Genomic DNA, 20230 nt, shown 5'->3' with positions numbered 1-20230 from the left:
TTAGTCTTCCATTTTTTCTGATAATTCCAACCAGCGCATTTCTTTTTCTTCTATATTATCTATTATAACTTGTAATTCGTTAGACAATGTATTAATTTCTTCTGGTGTTAACTCTGGATTAAGAAACTTTTTTTCTAATTCAGCTTTATCAAATTCTAAGCTTTTAATTTTGCTTTCTATGTTTTTATATTCCTTTTGTTCGTTGTAAGATAGTTTATTATTACTGTCTTTTTTCCAACTGCTTTTTTCTTTTTTTGCAGTATCTGTTGTTTCAGAAATTACAGGTTTACTGTCGTCGTAAGCTCTAAAGTCGCTATAATTGCCTGGGAAATCTTCTATAACACCTTCGCCTCTAAATACAAATAAGTGATCTACAATTTTATCCATAAAATACCTATCGTGCGATACAACAATTAAACAACCAGGGAAATCTAGTAAAAAGTTTTCTAAAACGTTTAAAGTAACAATATCTAAATCGTTTGTGGGCTCATCTAAAATTAAAAAATTTGGGTTCTGTATTAAAACGGTACATAGGTATAAGCGTTTACGTTCGCCTCCACTTAATTTTTCAACAAAATCGTATTGTTTTTTTCTATCAAATAAAAAACGCTCTAATAGTTGTTGGGCACTAATTTGTCTTCCTTTTTTTAAAGGGATGTAATCTCCAAACTCTCTAACAACATCTATTACTTTTTGGTTAGGTTTAGGTGTTATACCAGCTTGAGTATAGTATCCTATTTTTACAGTTTCTCCAATAACTACTTTACCAGAGTCGGGTTCTATAGATTGTGTTAGTATATTTAAAAAAGAAGATTTACCTGTGCCGTTTTTTCCAATAATACCAGCACGTTCTCCTTTTTGAAACATATAATCGAACTTGTCCAGAATAATTTTGTCTTTATAGGCTTTGGATACTTTTTTGAGTTCTATAATTTTACTCCCTAAGCGTTCCATGTTTAATTCTAATTGTACAACATGGTCTTTTCTACGCTGGTGCGCTTTGTGTTTTATATCTGCAAAATCGTCTATTCTAGATTTTGATTTTGTTGTTCTTGCTTTTGGCTGACGGCGCATCCAACCTAGTTCTTTTTTATATAACTGTTTAGCTTTGTTAGTTTCTACATGTTCTTGTTCTATTCGTGCTTCTTTTTTTTCTAAATAATACGAATAATTGCCTTTGTATGAGTATAGTTCTCCATGATCTAATTCTATAATCTCATTACATACACGCTCTAAAAAATAGCGGTCATGCGTTACCATAAATAAGGTAATGTTTTCTTTAGCGAAAAAAGATTCTAACCATTCAATCATTTCTAAATCTAAATGATTGGTAGGTTCATCTAAAATGAGTAAATCTGGTTTGTTTATTAATGCATTAGCTAAAGATAGTCTCTTTTTTTGGCCTCCAGATAACGCACTAACTTTTTGGTTTAGATTTTCTAGTTTTAATTTAAAAAGAATTTGTTTGTATTGTGTTTCAAAGTCCCAAGCATTATGGATGTCCATGTCTTCGAATGCTTTTTGGTAAGTATCCGTATCTTCTGGATTTAAAATAGCTTTTTCATACTGTTTTATAACTTTTAAAATTTCGCTATCAGAACTAAAAATAGTGTCTTCAATAGTTAAGTTACTATCTAAGTATGGTTCTTGAGGGAGAAACGATACTTTTATGTCTTTTCTAAAAATTACATTACCAGCATCTGGAGAATCTAATTTTGCCAAAATATTTAAAATGGATGTTTTTCCAGTACCATTTTTTGCAACAAATGCTATTTTTTGATCTTTATGTACACTAAAGGAGATATCTTTAAAAAGAGTTAGCTCTCCATAAGACTTCGCAATATTTTCTACGGTTAAATAATTCAATGGTTCAATTTTTTACAAATAACGGATAAAAAACCAAAAAAACCGATAAAAGTTTTATTCTTAACGACGAAAGGTTATATTTGTCATTAATCTATTTGCTAAAAATGAGGCGGTTTTTATTAGCTATTACTTTAATATTCAGTATTTTGTTTTCTTCTTGTATTACCAACAAAGATGTTGTTTATCTGCAAGATAAAGGTACACCTGTTAATGATTCTCTTTTGGTTAAAGAGTTATCTAAGCCATATCGTGTACAAATTAATGATGTCGTTAGTATAAATGTAAAAGCAATAGATGAAGAGGTTAAAAAATTAGTTTCTCTATTTAACCCTGTTGAAACCCAAAGAGAAACTCTAGGGCAACAAGATTTATATTTTAATGGTTTTACTGTAGATTTACATGGTAATATAAAGTTCCCTATTCTTGGAGATGTTAATGTTTTAGGGTTTACCATAGATGAAATAGCAGTTAAAGTTAAAGAAGAAATTTTAACAAAGTATTTAAAATCTACCACACAAATATTTGTTACTGTTAAACTAGCAGGTTTACGTTATACGGTTACAGGAGAAGTAGGAGGTACAGGCGTATTTACATTATTCCAAGATCGTGTTAATATTATAGAAGCACTAGCTAATGCAGGAGACATAAGTAATACAGGTGACAGAACGGATGTGTTGATTATTAGGCAATACCCTCAAGGACAAAAAATACACCATATTGATTTAACAGATAGAGCAGCTTTACAATCTCCTTATTATTATATACAGTCTAATGATATGATTTTGGTAAAACCATTAAAACGTAAAGCTTTAGGAGCAGGAGAAACAGCTTCACAGACACTAACGACTATTGCTTCTATATTTTCGGTGTTAGTATCAACTTATTTTTTAGCTAGAAACTTATAAGTTTTAACTTTATGAATGACGAATTTGAAATTTCGGAATCTCAACAGATTTCATTTGATGTTAAGGCATTTTTATTTAAAGCCCTTAGTTATTGGAAGTTATTTGTGCTGTGTATAGGAATAGGTGTTTTTATAGTATACCAGCAAAATATAAGAGAACAACAATCTTATAAATTAAGTACTCAAATTTCTGTTGAAGATGATAAGAATCCTTTATTTACCTCTAATACTAGTTTAACTTTTAATTGGGGAGGTGTTTCTGGTAAAGTAAAAACAATTATTACTAGTTTACAATCTCGATCTAACCATGAAAAAGTAGTAGATAATCTTAAATTTTATATTGGTTACTTAAAACAATCTCGATTTAGAAAAGATGATATTTATAAAGCGGCACCGTTTAGAGCTCGGCTCAAAGATAATGAGTTTCAAGCTTTAGGTAAGCCCATTAAAATTGTTTTTTTAGAGAACGATATGTATAGGTTATCTACGAATTTTGAGTCTAACTTAGTTGCTACTCAAAACTTTACTACAAAAGAGAAAGGTACAGCTGATGTTATTATAGGAGAGCAAGATTATACCTATAAGTTAGGCGAATTAGTAGAACTTCCTTTTTTTAACGGAACTATATTTTTAGCAGATAAAAGGCGTGTAAATGTTGGAGATGAGTACTTTTTACAATTTACTAGTTTTGACCAAGTTGTGGCATATTATAAAGAGCGATTATCTATATCTAATCCTAAAAGTTCTGCTATTTTAAATTTAAGTATTACAGATGTAAACAAAGCTAAAATTGTTGATTATTTAAATGAAACTGTAGAAGTCTTAAGTGAAGATCAACTAGAGCGAAAAAACTTATTTGTTACAAATACTATTGCTTTTATAGATGAACAATTAAAAAAGGTTAAGGATGAATTAAACACAAATGCAGATTCGTTAAACGATTACAGGCAAGAGAATAAAATATATAACCTAGATGACGAAAGTTTAGCACTAAGTAGCAAGTTATCTACTCTAGAATTAGATATAGATAATATAAATAAAAAATTAGCTTATTATGCACAACTAAAAACCTATTTAGAAACGAGTAAGACGTTTACTAAGCTTCCAGCACCAGCAATTGCAGGAATAGATGATGCTAATATACTCTCTAATATAGCAAAGATAAATACACTGTCTGTACAGAAATCTAAATATGAATCTACAGTTAGAAGCAGTTCTTCAATTTTTACAGATTTAGACTCTCAGATAGAGGCGATTAAAATGGTGCTTTTAGAAAATATAAGCTCGGCTAAAGGAGGATTGCAAAGAGAAAGACAATTTATTAATTCTAAAATTGGAGTAACAGAATCTAAGTTTAGAAAATTACCAAAAGACCAGCAAAAGTTATTAAATATTCAAAGACAGTATTCATTAAACGAACAAAGTTATAATCTGTTTTTAGCAAAAAGGAGTGAGGCTAATATTATAAAAGCGGCTAACGTTTCAGACATATTAGTTATTGATCCAGCTAAGGATACAGATGTAAAAGCTATCGATTTAAAATTAAGATCTCGTTATGTATTTGCTGTTTTAGGTGGGTTTTTACCGCCATTATTACTTGCTTTTTTAGTAACATTTTTAGATACCAAATTACATAACCCGCAAAATTTAGAAAACCTTTCGGCAATACCATTATTGGGAGTTGTGGGTAAAAATACAATAGATAATAATTTAATAGTACATACAAAGCCCAAGTCCACTGTAGCAGAGGCATTTAGGTCTATACGATCTAGTCTTCAATACATGTATAAAAAACACAATTTAAATGGTTCTAAAACAGTTATGTTAACCTCTTCGGTTAGTGGAGAAGGTAAAACATTTTGCTCTATAAATATAGCAACAGTGTTTGCATTAAGTGGTAAAAAAACAGTATTAGTAGGATTAGATTTAAGAAAACCTAAAATATTTGGAGATTTTGATATTAAAAATGATGTAGGAGCTGTAAACTATTTAATAGGGCAAAAAGCATTAGATGAGATCATACAAGAAACTAAGGTAAGTAATCTAGATGTTATTACTTCTGGACCAATACCACCTAATCCATCTGAGTTACTTATAGGCGAAACTATGGATAAGCTTATTACAGAATTAAGAGACAAATACGATTATATTGTTCTAGATACACCACCTGTAGGTTTAGTGTCCGATGCATTAGAATTATTAGATTATGTAGACGCTTCTTTATATGTTGTAAGACAAGACTACACTAAAAAAGGCATGTTAAATCTTATTAATGATAAATATAAAAGAGGAGAGATATCCAACTTGAGTTTTATATATAATTATTATGACCAAAAAGGCAAATATGGTTATGGCTATGGTTATGGCTACGGTTATGGTTATGGCTATGGAGCTTATGGTAACGGATATCATGAAAATGATAAAGTAAAACATACATTCTTATCACGTTTAAAATCAATCTTTAAAATAGGATAATTATAAAAAAATATAGCAATGAATAAGTATCATGAAGAAGATATCTCTAACTCTAGTTTTTTAATTACAGGAGGAGCTGGTTTTATTGGTTCTAATATTGTAGAATATTTGCTGCAATATGGAGCAAAAAAAGTTAGAGTGTTAGATGATTTTTCAAATGGATATAAGGAAAATATAGAGCCGTATTTATTGTATTCTAATTTTGAGTTAATAGAAGGAGATATAAGAGATTTAGAAACTTGTATAGATGCTATGAAAGGTATGGATTATGTAACGCATCAAGCAGCGCTAGGTTCTGTTCCGCGATCTATAAATGACCCCGCAACGACCAATGCAGTTAATATTTCAGGGTTTTTAAATATGATGATTGCATTAAAAGATAGTAAAACGGTAAAACGGATGGTTTATGCAGCATCGAGTTCTACGTATGGAGATAGTAAAAAGCTTCCTAAAGTTGAAAATCAAATAGGAAAACCATTATCACCTTACGCAGTAACAAAATATGTAAATGAACTATACGCAGACGTTTTTGGGAAGACGTATAATACAGATGTAATTGGACTGCGCTATTTTAACATTTTTGGACCAAGACAAAGCCCAAAAGGAGCTTATGCTGCTGTAATTCCATTATTTATGGATGCTATAAATAAAAATATGCAAGCAATAATAAATGGAGATGGTGAACAAACACGCGATTTTACTTATGTGGAAAATGCAGTGCAAGCAAATATTAAAAGTTTTTTTGCTAATAAAGCTTCAGGAAATGAGGTTTATAATATAGCATGTAACGAACGTATTAGTATTAATTACTTGTGGAATGTTCTTAATGAGTCTGCCAAGAAGAATATAGCTCCAATTTATGGACCGAACAGAGTAGGGGACGTAAGGGATTCTTTAGCAGATATATCCAAAGCAGAAAGATTATTAGGTTACAAACCAGAATATACAGTTAGGGAAGGATTAGTGAAAACCTGGGATTATTTTAAAAAAAATACAATTGAATACTAAAGATACTAATAATTGGTTGTACACCATTTCTCCAAAAACGAAAATGGTAGACCTGAATTTTAAGGAAATTTGGAGATATAGAGATTTACTTATACTTTTTGTTAAAAGAGATGTAATTACGTTGTATAAACAAACGGTTTTAGGACCAATATGGTATATAGTGCAACCGCTTATTACATCGGTTATTTTTACTATTATTTTCAATGGTATTGCAAGTATAGAAATTGGAGATGGTGTACATCCGTTTTTATTTAACTTAGCAGGAATAACAATATGGAATTATTTTGCTGAATGTTTAAAAGGAACAAGTGATTCGTTTAAAAAAAATCAAAATATTTTTAGTAAAGTTTACTTCCCAAGGGTGATAATGCCTTTAACAACAGTAACTTCTGCATTATTAAAATTTGGAATACAATTTTTAATATTTATAGGATTCTATATCTATTTTAGTATTAGTGGTCAATCTGGAATAATTGATATTAGTACAATATGGTTGTTTCCAGTTTTAGTTGTTTTAATGGGATTATTGGGATTAGGACTAGGTATGGTTATTTCATCTATGACAACAAAATATAGAGATTTAACATTTTTGGTTGGTTTTGGAGTGCAGTTATTAATGTATATCTCAGCAGTAATGTACCCAATAGATGTAGCTGTAACTAAAATTTCAAGTAATTTTCCTAAAACATCTACCATTATTAATCCTTTAATAGAAAATAATCCATTAGCGGGAGTTGTAGAAACGTTTAGATATGTTTTCTTTTCTCAAGGAGAATTATCGCTAAATAGAATTATAATAACAACAATTATAAGTATAGTTATAGCTTTAATAGGCTTAGTTGTTTTTAATAGAACAGAAAAAAGTTTTATAGATACTGTATAATTATGAGAGATATTATTTTAAAAGCCGAAAATATATCTAAACAATATCGTTTAGGACTTGTAGGAACAGGGACTATCAGTCATGATTTAAATCGTTGGTGGCATAAAATAAGAGGGAAAGAAGACCCTTATTTACGTGTTGGAGAAAGTAATGATAGGAGTGTTAAAGGGAACTCTAATTATGTTTGGGCACTTCAGGATGTAAATTTTGAAGTTAAAAGAGGTGAAGTTCTTGGAATTATAGGTAAAAATGGTGCAGGTAAATCTACATTATTAAAAATACTGTCTAAAGTAACTGGACCTACAACTGGAGAAATAAAAACAAAAGGACGTATTGCTTCATTGTTAGAAGTAGGAACAGGGTTTCATGGAGAGATGACTGGACGTGAAAATATATTTTTGAATGGAGCAATTTTAGGGATGACTAAAAAAGAAATCCGCTCTAAAATAGATGATATTATTGAATTTTCGGGATGTGAACGCTATATAGATACTCCTGTAAAACGTTACTCGTCTGGAATGACAGTACGTTTGGCCTTTGCAGTTGCAGCCTTTCTGGAACCAGAAATTTTAGTTATTGATGAGGTGTTAGCAGTAGGAGATGCAGAATTTCAAAAAAAAGCTATAGGAAAAATGCAAGATATAAGCCGAGGAGGTGGGCGTACAGTATTATTTGTAAGCCATAATATGGCTTCGGTTAAAAGTTTATGCACTCGCGGTATTGTACTAGAACATGGAAAAGTTACTTTCGAAGGCAGTGCTGAGGAAGCAGTGGCATCATACCTAAGTTCAGAGAAAAGCTTGAATGGAAATTTAAAAGTATTTGAAAACGATTTTGATAAACAACTAGTAAAACTAGAAACTTTAGGAGTTAAAAATACAGATAGGGTTTATGATGAACCTATAGTAGAAGATTCTGATATAGAAGTGAATTTAAGCTTCTTATTTAAGGCTGAAGATGCCAATAAATATAGCATAACATATCATTTGCATAATGATCAAGGTGATACTATGTTTTCTTTCTATGATAGAGACTTTAAATTGAAAATTAGAAAAGGGAAAAATAAAATAAACTGTATTATACCTAAAGACTTTTTACAAAGCGGAAGTTATAGTTTATCTCTTTTTATAGTTAAGGATAAAAGAGTTTCAGAATTTGTAGAGAAAAATATTTTTTATTTTAATATTGTTAACGGTACAAAAGAAATTGGTGCTTATTCAGGAAGAGAACCAGGTCATATAAAACCATCATTTGAATGGAAGAATATACACGAATATGAATAGAATAAATGTAACAAAGACTTACCTACCACCTAAAGAAGTGTATCAATCTTATTTAGACAAGGTTTGGGATAGTGCATGGCTTACAAATAGAGGTCGTTTGGTGTTGGAACTTGAGGAAAAATTAAAGTCAATATATAATTTAAACTCAATAATACTAACAAACAATGGGACTGTACCTATACAGATAGCATTAAAATTATTTGGAGGTTTAGGAGAAATAATAACAACTCCTTTTTCTTATGTTGCAACAACTTCATCAATTATTTGGGAGAACTGTACTCCTGTTTTCGTAGATATACATCCAGACTATTTAACAATAGACGAGACCAAAATAGAAAGCGCTATTACAGATAAAACAACAGCAATATTAGCCACACATGTGTATGGTAATCCATGTCATATAGAAGTTATTGAAAAAATAGCTAAAAAAAATAATTTAAAAGTTATTTATGATGCAGCACATTGCTTTGCAGTTAAATACAAAGGACAGCCGCTATTTAATTATGGGGATGTCAGTACTTGTAGTTTTCATGCAACAAAATTATTTCATACAGCAGAAGGGGGAGCTATGATTTGTAATGATAAAGAGATCTATCATAAACTATTTTATAGTCACAATTTTGGACATAATGGACCGCTAGAATTTCATGGCGTTGGTATTAATGCTAAAATGAACGAATTGCAGGGAGCTATGGGGTTAGCAATGCTTCCAGAAATGAATCATATAATTAATGAACGGAAAAAAGTAGTAGATATTTATAATAAGTCTTTTAGTAGAGAAAATTTAAAAACTTTAAAATTAAGAGAAGGAACGCGTTGGAATTATAGTTATTATCCAGTAATATTTAATACAGAAGAAACTTTATTAAGAGTTGAAGAAGTATTGCAAAAAAAAGAAATATATGCTAGGCGTTATTTCTATCCATCACTAAATAAACTAACATTTATTACTAGCAACCAAAGTATGCCTGTTTCTGAATCTATAGCAAAAAGAGTGTTATGTTTACCTCTGTATGTAGGTTTAACTGATAAAGAATTGAAATTAATTATAACAACCGTAGTTGAAAATTTATTATGATTATTATTGGCAATCAATGTTTTGCGAAAGAGATACTACAAATTTCACCTGTAGATTTAGGTCTTCCAGATAATGTAGTAATAGTAGGACTTCCTAGTGAAATTATTAAAGGGATATGATTAAAGTTTCAGTATGTATGATAACTTATGGACACGAAAATTATATTCGTGAAGCGATCAATGGAGTACTCATGCAAGAAACCGATTTCGAAATTGAACTAGTTATAGCAAATGATTGCTCTCCAGATAAAACAGATGCAATAATAAAAAATATAATAAAAGAACATCCAAAAGGAAGCTGTATAAACTATATAAACCATAAAAAAAATTTAGGTATAATGCCTAATCTTTTATTTGCAATAGAACAATGTAAAGGTAAATATATAGCAATGTGTGAAGGTGATGACTATTGGGTTGATAAAGACAAATTGCAAAAGCAATTTTTAATTTTAGAAGCTGATTCAAAAATAGGTTTAGTATATACTGGCGTTAAGTTTTATTATCAAAACGAGAATAGGTTTTTAAACATACCTTCGAGGTTTGCTAAGAATAAAGAAGAAGCAATAGTAAAAATGTTAGAGAGTAAGTATATAGAATTTCCAACAACTTTATTTAGAACTGCAGTATTAAATAAAGTAATAAAGATATTAAAAGAAGAATTATTAAATAATGTTGTTATTGGGGATACTAGAATACTTTTAGAAACCGCATACCGATCTAAAATACATTTTTTAGAAGATGTAACAACAGTATATAGAGTAGCTGATGGTAGTGCTAGTTATCCAAAAAGCAACGATAAATATATTTTTGCTTTATTAGATACGTATCAATGTAGAGTGAATTTTATTGAAAGAAATAATTTAGAAAAAAAACTACTCGCAACTACAATTTGTAACACAAACAAAGGGTTAATAAATAAAGCTTTTATAAGTGAAAACTATAATGATGGATTGAAATTATTAAAACCATTACTCATTAAAGAAACATTTAAATATTGTGATATAAAGACCCTTAGAAAAAAGATACCTGCTGCAGTAGTTTTAAAATTAATTTTGACACCTTTAGGAATAGGTGTATTTAAACAGAAAATGAAAAAAGATGAAAGTTAGTGTGTGTATGATTACATATAACCATGAAGCTTACATTGAAAAAGCAATAAATAGTGTATTGTCGCAAAACACTAATTTTGATTATGAATTAATAGTTTCAAATGATTGCTCAAAAGATGCAACAGATATTATTATATCTCAGATTATAGAAAAACATCCTAATAACGATAAAATAAAGTATATCTGCCATAAAAAGAATGTTGGTATGATGAAAAATTTTATATCAACACTACAGGAAGCTAAAGGAGAGTATATTGCAATTTGTGATGGAGATGATTATTGGATAGATGATAATAAACTTCAAATGCAAGTTGATTTTTTAGAGCAAAACCCCAATTTTAATATTGTATATACTTTAAATAAGATATTATATAATACTGGTGAAATAGTAGAAAATAAAATAAAACCTATTAATCAAAGAATCACAGACGTTAAAGATTTGGTTAATGATAATTTTATATCAGCTTCATCAGTTTTATATAGAAATTTAATTTCAAAAACTCAATTCTTACCTTGGATATATAGCTCGCCTTATGGAGATTGGCCAACATATTTATTACTATCTAAAAGTGGAGCGAAAATAAAGTGTCTTTTGCATTACACACTAGTATACAGGAAAAATGTTGGTGTAATGAGTAAAATACAGCAAAATAACGTGTCTATTTTTCAGACCAGTTATAATATGTTTTCTCAAATATTTAAAGATGAAAATTATAATGATATAAAAAACATAGTTGAACAAAAATTATACCTACTAGAGATTTCACTTATAAAACTCAACAATAAAAACAGAGATTACAGGAAGGCATATGTAGGAATGAAAAACTTGAAAAACTATACTATAAAAAATAAAATAAAAACAATATCTATACTAAAAATTTACTTTAAATCTTTAACAGAAGGCTTGCTAACCAAAAAATAAAACATGCGTAAAGGACAGAATACATCCAAAGAGCAAATAATACATCTTGAATCCTGCCAGCATCGTGTCGTTATTCCATTATACATTCCAAACGAAAACGATTACTACAAAGAGGCTTATGAAATTTTTAAAATGTGTTTGTTTTCTGTTCAGAAAACAGCAATATCCCCTTTAAAAATATCAGTAATAAGTAACGGAAGCTGCAAATCTGTAAACACAAGATTACAAGGACTTTTAAATAAAGGTTACATTAATGAGTTAATAATAGAAACAGAAAGCATTGGTAAAATAAATAGTATTTTAAAAGCACTACGAACAGCCGAAGAACGATTAATAACCATTACAGATGGAGACGTATTATTTTTAAACGACTGGGAAAAAGAAGTATTAAATATATTTAAAACCTTCCCTAAAGCAGGAATGGTATCTCCCGTTCCAGTGTTTAGAACCCATTTAAGATTAACCAGTAATATTTGGAAACGTTATTTGTTTTCAAAAAAACTACAATTTAGACCAGTAAAAAACCAAGAAGCCATGACGCGGTTTGCAAATAGTATTGGATGGTCTAGGTTAGATTTAAAATTTAAAGACGTTATAGCCACTATAAAAGCCAACAATAATACAATAGCCGTTTTAGGAAATGCACATTTTGTAGGAACATATAAACGAGAAGTATTTAATACATTACCCAAAAAAGGAAGCAAATATAAATTAGGAGGAGACAGCGAACATATCTATATGGACTCTCCAGTAGTTAAATATGGAGGTTATAGATTAGCGACCTATAATAATTATGCTTATACCACATAGGGAATACCTTAGAAGATTGGATAGAAGAAGCATTTAATAGCTTAAAAGAAGAACAGAAAACATACAGTACATTTAAAGACCTCAAAGAATTAAAAAGTAAGAGATTTAACTATATCCTTTCTGAAAAGATATTTAAAAAACTATTTAGAATAAAATCAATAAAGAAACTTATTTTTAAACAAAAAGGTCTAACAAAAACACAATTAGAACATTTTATAAATTAATTTGATAACACTAGTATTAACATATAGAAATAGAGATTTACGATTAGTAGAAAACTGTTTAAATTCTTTAAAAAATCAAACAAATAAAGTATTTAAAGTAGTATTAGTAGACTATGGAAGTGTCGCTAATTATAGAAATGAATTAGAAACACTTGTAAAAAACTATTCTTTCATAGAATTAATACAATGTAATACAAGTCAAGAATTATGGTGCAAATCTAGAGCCATCAATATCGTTTTAAAACAATGTGCAACAGATTACTTTTTTGTAGGGGATATAGACATGATATACCATTCAAAATTTGTTGAAACATTAAAAACGATAAAAAAAGATGCCATTACTTATTTTCAGGTAGGATTTTTAAATGAAGAAGAATCTAAAAAAGAGCAAGAATTCTCAGAATATGCCATCAATTTCAAATCTACAGAAGAAGCAACTGGAATGACATTGTATTCAACAGCTATTTTAAAGTCTATTAATGGTTACGATGAGTTTTATAATGGCTGGGGAAGCGAAGACACAGACGTGCATATCCGATTAAAAAATGCAGGGCATACCGTTAATTTTTACAAAGATCAAGTGTTAATGCTACACCAATGGCACCCAAAACAATACCGTTCTAAAAATAATTTAGCACCGTTTCATTCGGATTTAGAACAAATTAATGCCTGTTATTTAGTATTTGTAGAACAATCTAAAAAAGTAAAAGCAAATACCAAATTTAATTGGGGTGTTTATAAAGACAGTGATTATGAAACGTTAAAAAATATAGAAAAAGATTACTCAATATCTAATAAAAAAGCAGAAGTCTTAGCATTTATTAACGCCATTCTACTCACAGAACAAGGCGTGTTAAAAGTAACAATAACACAACATGAAGCCTATAAATCTATAAAAGAAACCCTTAAAAAAATAATAGGAAAAAAAACAATAGCGTTTTTAAATTTAGAAGACATTAATAATATAATATTAAGCTGTGTTATTAATCAATTAAGAACGAGTGCCTATCAATACCAATATAACAAAGTCAAAAAGACTATAACATTAATTATTAAATTGTGATGCTATGCGTATTTTAATGGTCTCGATGAATTCAATCCATTTCCAGCGATGGGTGAGTCAGCTTGAAAATAGCGAGCATGACATCTTTTGGTTCGATATTAAAGATGGGGCAAAAGTATCTAGTTTAAAATGGGTAACCTCTTTTCAAGGTTGGAGACATAAATTTCCTAAACTAAAAGGGAGGACATTTATTAAAAAGAATTTCCCTAAATTAAATAAAAGTATTTTAGAAAACGATGTAGAGAGCGCTTTCAAAAAAGTATTACAAGAAGTAAAACCAGATGTTGTACATAGTTTTGTATTGCAAATATCATGTTTACCCATTTTAAATATTATGAATAAAAACCCACAGATAAAATGGGTATATTCAGCGTGGGGAAGTGACTTGTACAACACAAAAAACAAACCTAACTACAAGGCAGAAGTTTATAGTATATTATCTAAAGTAGATTATTTATTTACAGACTGTAATAGAGATTTTAAAATAGCAAAAAATAATGGATTTAAAGGCCGTTTTTTAGGTGTGTTTCCAGGCGGCGGTGGATATAAAATAGAAGACCAAAACAATCATCTTGTACAAAAAGTAGAAGATAGAGCCATTATTTTAGTAAAAGGATACCAAGGAGAATTAGGGAGATGTATAGAAGTATTAAAAGCACTTAAAACATTAGCAAAACCATTAAGCATCTATAAAATAGTAGTTTTTGGAACACATGAAGAAGTAAAAACATATATAAAGCAAACCAATTTAAAAGCAAATTTAAACATAACAGTACTAACACAATCTTCGCATTTAGAAATTTTAAAATTAATGGGAGGAGCCTACATTTATATAGGAAACAGTATGTCCGATGGTATGCCAAATACACTTTTAGAAGCCGTAATAATGGGAGCCTTCCCAATACAATCTAATCCAGGAGGCGCAACAGAAGATGTTATTATAAATAACAAAAATGGCTTACTAATAGAAAAACCTACAGATGTAGAACACATTGCGAAACTTGTAAAACAAGCTATTATTAATAAAGAACTAGTGGCACATGCATTTCAGTACAATCAAACAAAAATAAAACCAGCTTTAGCTTATAGTAATATAAAGGAGAAGGTATTAAAAGCATACAAAAGTATATCTTAGTAGTATGATTATCTATCAATCTAAAATAATAGAGCGCGACTCGTTTTCGTATTTAGAAACTGTTTTTGAAACCAAAAACAAAACAGAAACACTGTGGTATAAAATACCAAGCCAATATAAAGACCAGTTAACAACCCAAAACTTAGATGCCGCAGTTGTAGGATTGTTAGTATTGGCTATGAAAAATAACGAAGACATTATAGTAAAAGGAACACTGTCCTCTAAACTAAACTATACATTAAATAACTATTTAATAAAGGCCTTACATTTATCTAACAATGCATACCATGAAATTAAAGTAATCCCGGAAACAACCTCTACAGCTACCTTGAATAATGGCAAAAATATAGCAACAGGTATATCTTGTGGTATAGATTCCTTTTCAACAATAGCAACACATACTAATACTCGTAAACAATACGATGTTAATTACTTAACCTATTTTAATGCAGGGTCACATGGAAAGTTTCAAGGTGAAATAGCAAAAAAACTTTATGCGAAAAGACTAAATAATGTAGAGCAATTTGTACAAAAAGTAGGATTACCATTATTAAAACTAGATACCAATGTCTATAATTTAGTAGGCGTCGATTTTCAAAAATTACACAGTATCTATCATATATCTTGTGTTTTAGCCCTTCAAAAAGGTATTAGTACTTACTATTACTCATCAGCATTTAGATTCGACTATTTTAAACTAAATAAAAATGACACCAGCGATTGGGATAATCTATTAATTGGTTATTTACAAACGGAATCTACTCAGTTCTATTCCTCAATGGCACAATATAATAGATTTGAGAGAACAGAAATAGTAGCCCACTACAAACCATCATATAATTATCTAGATGTCTGTACAAGCTATACAGACAATGCTAAGATAAATTGCTCTAAATGTGACAAATGTATGCGAACACAACTATCCCTAGAACTATTAGGTAAGTTAGAAAACTATAGAAACGTATTTAATATAGAAATCTATAAAAAATACAAAGACACCTATATAGGCAAGTTATTATATACAAAAGAAAAACATCAAATAAATAAAGATTTATATCTAAAACTGGAGGAAAAAAATATGATCAAACCAAAACACTATATAATCAATACCTTTCCTACACTAAAAAAAAGAATATCTAGATTTATAAAAAAATAAAAGCCTTAAAACGTTAAGAAAACAATAGTATACAAAGAATATGAGTATAAAATTATACAAAGCATCCAGTTTTAAATATACCCCATTTGAAGATTTCATAGAAGGAGACTTAGCTTTTATAAATGAAAACGATATTGTAATAGTAGATAAAATAAAAGAAGCAGATATTATTATCTCTCAAAATTATAAACACCTAAAAAAGCATTTTTGGAGAGGCGTTTTTGGAAACAAAAAGTTTTTAATATGGACGTTAGAGTCTAGGTTTGATACGCATTTTAGTAGTGAAATAAAAGTATTCTTTAATTTGGTTAATTGCCATATTATGAATGTCTATACAAAAGATGTTTTTGTTACTAATGTTACGTTTCGTAGTCGATTAATAACAAATAAATTAAAATTAGTACCTCAGGACTTTAAGTTAAAATCTAAAAAAGTCGTGGCATTAATGTCTTTTTATAAAGGCTTAAACTCTGAAGCATTAATAAGAGATGGAGATAATATAGATTTAATAAAGTTAAGAACAGAAATAGCATTAAAAGGGCATGAAATAGATGCAATGGATGTATATGGAAAAGGATGGCCAGAAGGAATCTCAAAAGAAGATTCCAGAGAAGGCAATTGGGTAGAACGAAAAAGACAACTAGTAGATAATTATCACTTTAATCTATCGTTTGAAAATACAGCAGCCTATAACTATGTAACCGAAAAAATATGGGATAGTATAGAAAATTATTGCTTACCAATTTATTACGGAAAGCATACAAACATATATGAATTATTTCCAGAAAACAGTTTTATAGATTATTCTAAATTTGACAGTCCAGAAGCCCTATTCGAATTCATTTCTCAAATGACAAATGAAACATTTATAGAGCGAATGAATAATTGTATAAAAGTTTATAATGCAATATGTGAAAAAGGAAGTGCATTTGGTGTTAGCGAAAGACAAAAAATGCTAGACAATATTGTGTCTAGAATAAAAAAAATACATAAAACAAAATAAAAATTATATTGCCTCTTTGTTGAAAGCAATATATAGTACATTAAATAAAATACAAACAAATGAAAATAGCTTTAATTACAGGAATAAATGGGCAAGACGGTTCCTATTTAGCAGAATTATTGTTAGAGAAAGGATATGAAGTACACGGTATAATTAGAAGAAGTTCTACCTTTAATACAGAGCGAATAGAACATTTGTATATAGATACACTTTTAAAAGATATACACGAAAAACAAAACATAAAACTGCATTATGGCGACATGACAGATGGCTCTAATTTAATACGATTAGTACAAGAAATCAAGCCAGACGAAATATACAATTTAGCAGCACAATCGCATGTAAAAGTATCTTTCGATATGCCAGAATATACTGCGGAAACAGACGGAGTAGGAACGTTAAAGCTATTAGAAGCCATAAGAATCTGTGGCTTAGAGAAAAAAACGAGAATATACCAAGCCTCAACATCAGAGTTATACGGTAAAGTACAAGAAATACCCCAAACAGAAACAACACCATTTTACCCACGTTCACCATACGGAGTAGCAAAACTATATGCCTTCTGGATAACTAAAAACTACAGAGAATCTTACGATATGTATGCGGTAAATGGAATTTTATTTAATCATGAATCTGAAAGAAGAGGAGAAACCTTCGTAACCCGTAAAATTACACTAGCAGCAGCAAGAATAGCACACGGCATTCAAGATAAACTGTATTTAGGAAACCTAAATGCAAAAAGAGATTGGGGATATGCTAAAGACTTTGTAGAATGTATGTGGCTCATGTTACAACAAGACCAACCAGAAGACTATGTAATAGGAACAGGCGTACAACACACCGTTAGACGTTTCTGTGAATTAGCATTTGAGGAAGCAGGCATAACATTACGATGGGAAGGAGAAAACGAAAATGAAAAAGGAATTTGTGTAGAAACAGGAAAAACATTAATAGAAGTAGACCCTAACTATTACAGATTAGCAGAAGTAGAAACACTACTAGGAGACCCTGCAAAAGCAAAAGAAAAATTAGGTTGGAATCCTCAAAAAACATCTTTTGAAGACTTGGTGAAAATAATGGTACGCCACGATTTAGATTACGTATTAAGGTTTAAATCTAATACAAAATAAATGACAATTCTATTAACAGGCGGAACAGGAATGGTCGGGAAAAATATTCTCGAGTACAATAATAATATCACTAACCCCTATACAATATTATCACCTTCAAGGAGTACGCTAAATCTGGAAGATTATAACGCCGTAAACAATTACATTAAAAAACATAAACCAGACTATATTATACATGCAGCAGGTTTAGTAGGCGGTATTCAAGATAATATAGCGCGTCCAGTTAATTTTCTGGTAACCAATCTGGAAATAGGAAAAAATTTAATATTAGCAGCCAAAGACAATAAAGTAAAACACTTTATAAATCTATCGAGTTCTTGTATGTATCCTAGAGAAGCCGTTAACCCATTAGGAGAAGAACTTATTTTAAAAGGAGAGTTAGAACCAACAAACGAAGGCTATGCATTAGCAAAAATAGTAACAACTAGACTTTGTGAGTATATTAATAAAGAAGATAACTATTATCAATATAAAACCGTAATACCATGTAATCTATATGGTAAATACGATAAATTTTCTCCTCAGCATTCGCATATGGTTCCAGCAGTAATTAGAAAAATAGATGAAGCCAAGATAAATGGAGAGGAGCAAATAACTATTTGGGGAACAGGAGAAGCAAGACGAGAATTTATGTATGCAGAAGATGTAGCCGATTTTATTTTCTACGCAATAGAACATTTTGAAACTATGCCACAAAACATAAATGTAGGCTTAGGTTACGATTATACTATAAACGAATATTACGAAAAAATAGCCGAAGTTATTGGTTATAAAGGCACATTTGCTCACGATACCACAAAACCAGTAGGTATGATGCAAAAACTAATAGACGATACCAAATTAAATACCTTTGGCTGGAAAGCAAAAACAACATTAGTAGAAGGATTAAGCAAAACCTACGATTACTATAAAAAAGAAGTATTAAATGATTAAATATCCATTAGCGACATCCACTTGGGATGATAAAGAAATAGAAGCTATTAATACTGTAATAGCAAGTGATATGTATACAATGGGCAAACACGTAAAACAGTTTGAAACCGAGTTTGCATCATTTATAGACTCTAAGTATTGTGTCATGGTAAATTCTGGATCTTCAGCTAACCTATTAGCAGTAGCAGCATTATTTTATACCAAAAACCCAAAACTAAAAAGAGGAGATGAGGTTATTGTACCAGCTGTATCATGGTCTACAACCTATTATCCATTATACCAATACGGATTAAAATTAAAATTTGTAGACGTCGATTTACAAACATTAAATTTCGACTTAGAGCAATTAGAACAAGCCATTACAGAAGATACTAAAATGATATTTGCTGTAAACCTTCTAGGGAATCCTAACGATTTTGATGCAATTAATACTATTATAGGATCCAGAGACATTATTCTGTTAGAAGATAACTGCGAATCTATGGGAGCAGAATACAAAGGAAAACAAGCAGGAACCTTTGGAGTAATGGGAACATTCTCAACATTCTTCTCTCACCATATGGCAACAATGGAAGGCGGTTTGGTAGCAACAGACGATGAAGAATTATACCATGTTTTAATAGCATTAAGAGCACACGGTTGGACAAGACACCTTCCCAAAGAGAATAAAGTAGCTAATAAAAGTGACGATTGGTTTACAGAATCCTTCAGGTTTGTTTTGCCAGGATATAATGTAAGGCCAGTAGAAATGAGTGGGGCGATAGGAGTACAACAATTAAAAAAGCTGCCAGATTTTTTAAAACACAGAAGAGCAAACGCTAAACAATTTCAAGAGCTATTTAAAGACCATAAAGACTTTTACATACAAGAAAACACAGATAATAGTAGTTGGTTTGGATTTAGCTTAATCATAAAACCAGAATCTAAAGTAAGTAGAAAAGAAGTAGTTGAGAAATTAACACAAAATAATATCGACTGCAGACCAATAGTAACAGGAGATTTTACTAAAAACGAAGTGTTAAAGTACTTTAATTATGAGGTTTTTGGTGAAATGAAAAATGCAAAATACTTAGATCAACATGGTTTGTTTGTAGGAAACCATCAAATCCCTTTAACAGAACAAATACAATTTTTGCATAAAATTCTGTCCTAAAAGAGCACGTAAACATAAAGCAATATTTAATAATTTTACCTTTTATCCTGTTTTTTAGCTATTTCGTCGCTAAAAAATGTATTTTAGCAGAATTAT

17 protein-coding genes are annotated in these 20230 nt (G+C 29.9%); 16 read left to right on the top strand and 1 reads right to left on the bottom strand.

The genetic code is table 11. From position 1 onward, the window contains the following. On the bottom strand, window positions 1–1866 hold the full coding sequence (locus ACVC08_RS12875; protein ID WP_452602312.1) for an ABC-F family ATP-binding cassette domain-containing protein: 1866 nt from the start codon (window positions 1864–1866) through the stop codon (window positions 1–3). A 104-nt stretch (window positions 1867–1970) separates the two neighbouring features. On the opposite strand from ACVC08_RS12875, the gene ACVC08_RS12870 reads away from it, so the two are divergent. From ACVC08_RS12870 to ACVC08_RS12795, 16 genes are all read left to right on the top strand, one after another. Beyond that, the gene (locus ACVC08_RS12870; protein WP_452602311.1) at window positions 1971–2771 is read left to right on the top strand and encodes a polysaccharide biosynthesis/export family protein; all 801 of its coding nucleotides are present in this window, start codon (window positions 1971–1973) and stop codon (window positions 2769–2771) included. Between the two features lie 11 nt (window positions 2772–2782). Continuing rightward, window positions 2783–5245: a polysaccharide biosynthesis tyrosine autokinase gene (locus tag ACVC08_RS12865; protein WP_452602310.1), complete on the top strand. Its 2463-nt coding sequence runs from the start codon at window positions 2783–2785 to the stop codon at window positions 5243–5245. A gap of 18 nt (window positions 5246–5263) precedes the next feature. Further along, window positions 5264–6253 (top strand): SDR family oxidoreductase, encoded by a 990-nt coding sequence (locus ACVC08_RS12860; RefSeq protein WP_452602309.1) that lies wholly within the window; start codon window positions 5264–5266, stop codon window positions 6251–6253. Next, a complete protein-coding gene (locus ACVC08_RS12855) occupies window positions 6243–7136 on the top strand; it encodes an ABC transporter permease (RefSeq protein ID WP_452602308.1) in 894 nt (297 codons plus the stop codon). The genes ACVC08_RS12860 and ACVC08_RS12855 overlap by 11 nt, the downstream gene beginning before the upstream one ends. Window positions 7137–7138: 2 nt before the next feature. Next, window positions 7139–8419, top strand: a complete 1281-nt coding sequence (locus tag ACVC08_RS12850; protein ID WP_452602307.1) for an ABC transporter ATP-binding protein — start codon at window positions 7139–7141, stop codon at window positions 8417–8419. Next, a complete protein-coding gene (locus ACVC08_RS12845) occupies window positions 8412–9497 on the top strand; it encodes a DegT/DnrJ/EryC1/StrS family aminotransferase (protein WP_452602306.1) in 1086 nt (361 codons plus the stop codon). Before ACVC08_RS12850 ends, ACVC08_RS12845 begins: the two co-directional genes overlap by 8 nt. A gap of 115 nt (window positions 9498–9612) precedes the next feature. Continuing rightward, window positions 9613–10605, top strand: coding sequence for a glycosyltransferase family 2 protein (locus ACVC08_RS12840; RefSeq protein ID WP_452602305.1), 993 nt, complete (start codon window positions 9613–9615; stop codon window positions 10603–10605). 7 nt (window positions 10606–10612) lie between these two features. Continuing rightward, window positions 10613–11527, top strand: a complete 915-nt coding sequence (locus ACVC08_RS12835; RefSeq protein ID WP_452602304.1) for a glycosyltransferase family 2 protein — start codon at window positions 10613–10615, stop codon at window positions 11525–11527. A 3-nt stretch (window positions 11528–11530) separates the two neighbouring features. Further along, entirely contained in the window at window positions 11531–12337 is an 807-nt protein-coding gene (locus tag ACVC08_RS12830) for a glycosyltransferase (protein WP_452602303.1), read from the top strand. A gap of 225 nt (window positions 12338–12562) precedes the next feature. Next, window positions 12563–13624 carry a glycosyltransferase family 2 protein gene (locus tag ACVC08_RS12825; RefSeq protein WP_452602302.1) on the top strand — a complete coding sequence of 354 codons (1062 nt, stop codon included), beginning with the start codon at window positions 12563–12565 and terminating at the stop codon, window positions 13622–13624. 25 nt (window positions 13625–13649) lie between these two features. Beyond that, window positions 13650–14759: a glycosyltransferase gene (locus ACVC08_RS12820; protein WP_452602301.1), complete on the top strand. Its 1110-nt coding sequence runs from the start codon at window positions 13650–13652 to the stop codon at window positions 14757–14759. 4 nt (window positions 14760–14763) lie between these two features. Beyond that, the gene (locus ACVC08_RS12815) at window positions 14764–15915 is read left to right on the top strand and encodes a hypothetical protein (protein WP_452602300.1); all 1152 of its coding nucleotides are present in this window, start codon (window positions 14764–14766) and stop codon (window positions 15913–15915) included. Window positions 15916–15955: 40 nt separating this feature from the next. Next, window positions 15956–16918, top strand: coding sequence for a glycosyltransferase family 10 domain-containing protein (locus ACVC08_RS12810; protein WP_452602299.1), 963 nt, complete (start codon window positions 15956–15958; stop codon window positions 16916–16918). Window positions 16919–16977: 59 nt separating this feature from the next. Further along, window positions 16978–18048 carry a GDP-mannose 4,6-dehydratase gene (gene gmd, locus ACVC08_RS12805; protein ID WP_452602298.1) on the top strand — a complete coding sequence of 357 codons (1071 nt, stop codon included), beginning with the start codon at window positions 16978–16980 and terminating at the stop codon, window positions 18046–18048. Beyond that, complete coding sequence (locus ACVC08_RS12800; protein WP_452602297.1) at window positions 18049–18981, top strand: GDP-L-fucose synthase family protein; 933 nt, start codon at window positions 18049–18051, stop codon at window positions 18979–18981. Further along, on the top strand, window positions 18974–20134 hold the full coding sequence (locus ACVC08_RS12795; RefSeq protein ID WP_452599998.1) for a DegT/DnrJ/EryC1/StrS family aminotransferase: 1161 nt from the start codon (window positions 18974–18976) through the stop codon (window positions 20132–20134). Before ACVC08_RS12800 ends, ACVC08_RS12795 begins: the two co-directional genes overlap by 8 nt. The last annotated feature ends 96 nt before the right edge of the window (window positions 20135–20230 follow it).

Source organism: Pontimicrobium sp. MEBiC06410 (assembly GCF_053601615.1).
This window is presented reverse-complemented; position numbering and strand designations above follow the sequence as displayed.

What these genes read in the sequence shown, in the direction of transcription:
- ACVC08_RS12865 (WP_452602310.1), top strand. Translation starts at nt 2,783, where the DNA reads ATGAATGACGAATTTGAAATTTCGGAATCTCAACAGATTTCATTTGAT.
- ACVC08_RS12850 (WP_452602307.1), top strand. Translation starts at nt 7,139, where the DNA reads ATGAGAGATATTATTTTAAAAGCCGAAAATATATCTAAACAATATCGT.
- ACVC08_RS12835 (WP_452602304.1), top strand. Translation starts at nt 10,613, where the DNA reads ATGATTACATATAACCATGAAGCTTACATTGAAAAAGCAATAAATAGT.
- ACVC08_RS12870 (WP_452602311.1), top strand. Translation starts at nt 1,971, where the DNA reads ATGAGGCGGTTTTTATTAGCTATTACTTTAATATTCAGTATTTTGTTT.
- ACVC08_RS12845 (WP_452602306.1), top strand. Translation starts at nt 8,412, where the DNA reads ATGAATAGAATAAATGTAACAAAGACTTACCTACCACCTAAAGAAGTG.
- ACVC08_RS12800 (WP_452602297.1), top strand. Translation starts at nt 18,049, where the DNA reads ATGACAATTCTATTAACAGGCGGAACAGGAATGGTCGGGAAAAATATT.
- ACVC08_RS12840 (WP_452602305.1), top strand. Translation starts at nt 9,613, where the DNA reads ATGATTAAAGTTTCAGTATGTATGATAACTTATGGACACGAAAATTAT.
- ACVC08_RS12830 (WP_452602303.1), top strand. Translation starts at nt 11,531, where the DNA reads ATGCGTAAAGGACAGAATACATCCAAAGAGCAAATAATACATCTTGAA.
- ACVC08_RS12860 (WP_452602309.1), top strand. Translation starts at nt 5,264, where the DNA reads ATGAATAAGTATCATGAAGAAGATATCTCTAACTCTAGTTTTTTAATT.
- ACVC08_RS12820 (WP_452602301.1), top strand. Translation starts at nt 13,650, where the DNA reads ATGAATTCAATCCATTTCCAGCGATGGGTGAGTCAGCTTGAAAATAGC.
- ACVC08_RS12795 (WP_452599998.1), top strand. Translation starts at nt 18,974, where the DNA reads ATGATTAAATATCCATTAGCGACATCCACTTGGGATGATAAAGAAATA.
- gmd (WP_452602298.1), top strand. Translation starts at nt 16,978, where the DNA reads ATGAAAATAGCTTTAATTACAGGAATAAATGGGCAAGACGGTTCCTAT.
- ACVC08_RS12815 (WP_452602300.1), top strand. Translation starts at nt 14,764, where the DNA reads ATGATTATCTATCAATCTAAAATAATAGAGCGCGACTCGTTTTCGTAT.
- ACVC08_RS12810 (WP_452602299.1), top strand. Translation starts at nt 15,956, where the DNA reads ATGAGTATAAAATTATACAAAGCATCCAGTTTTAAATATACCCCATTT.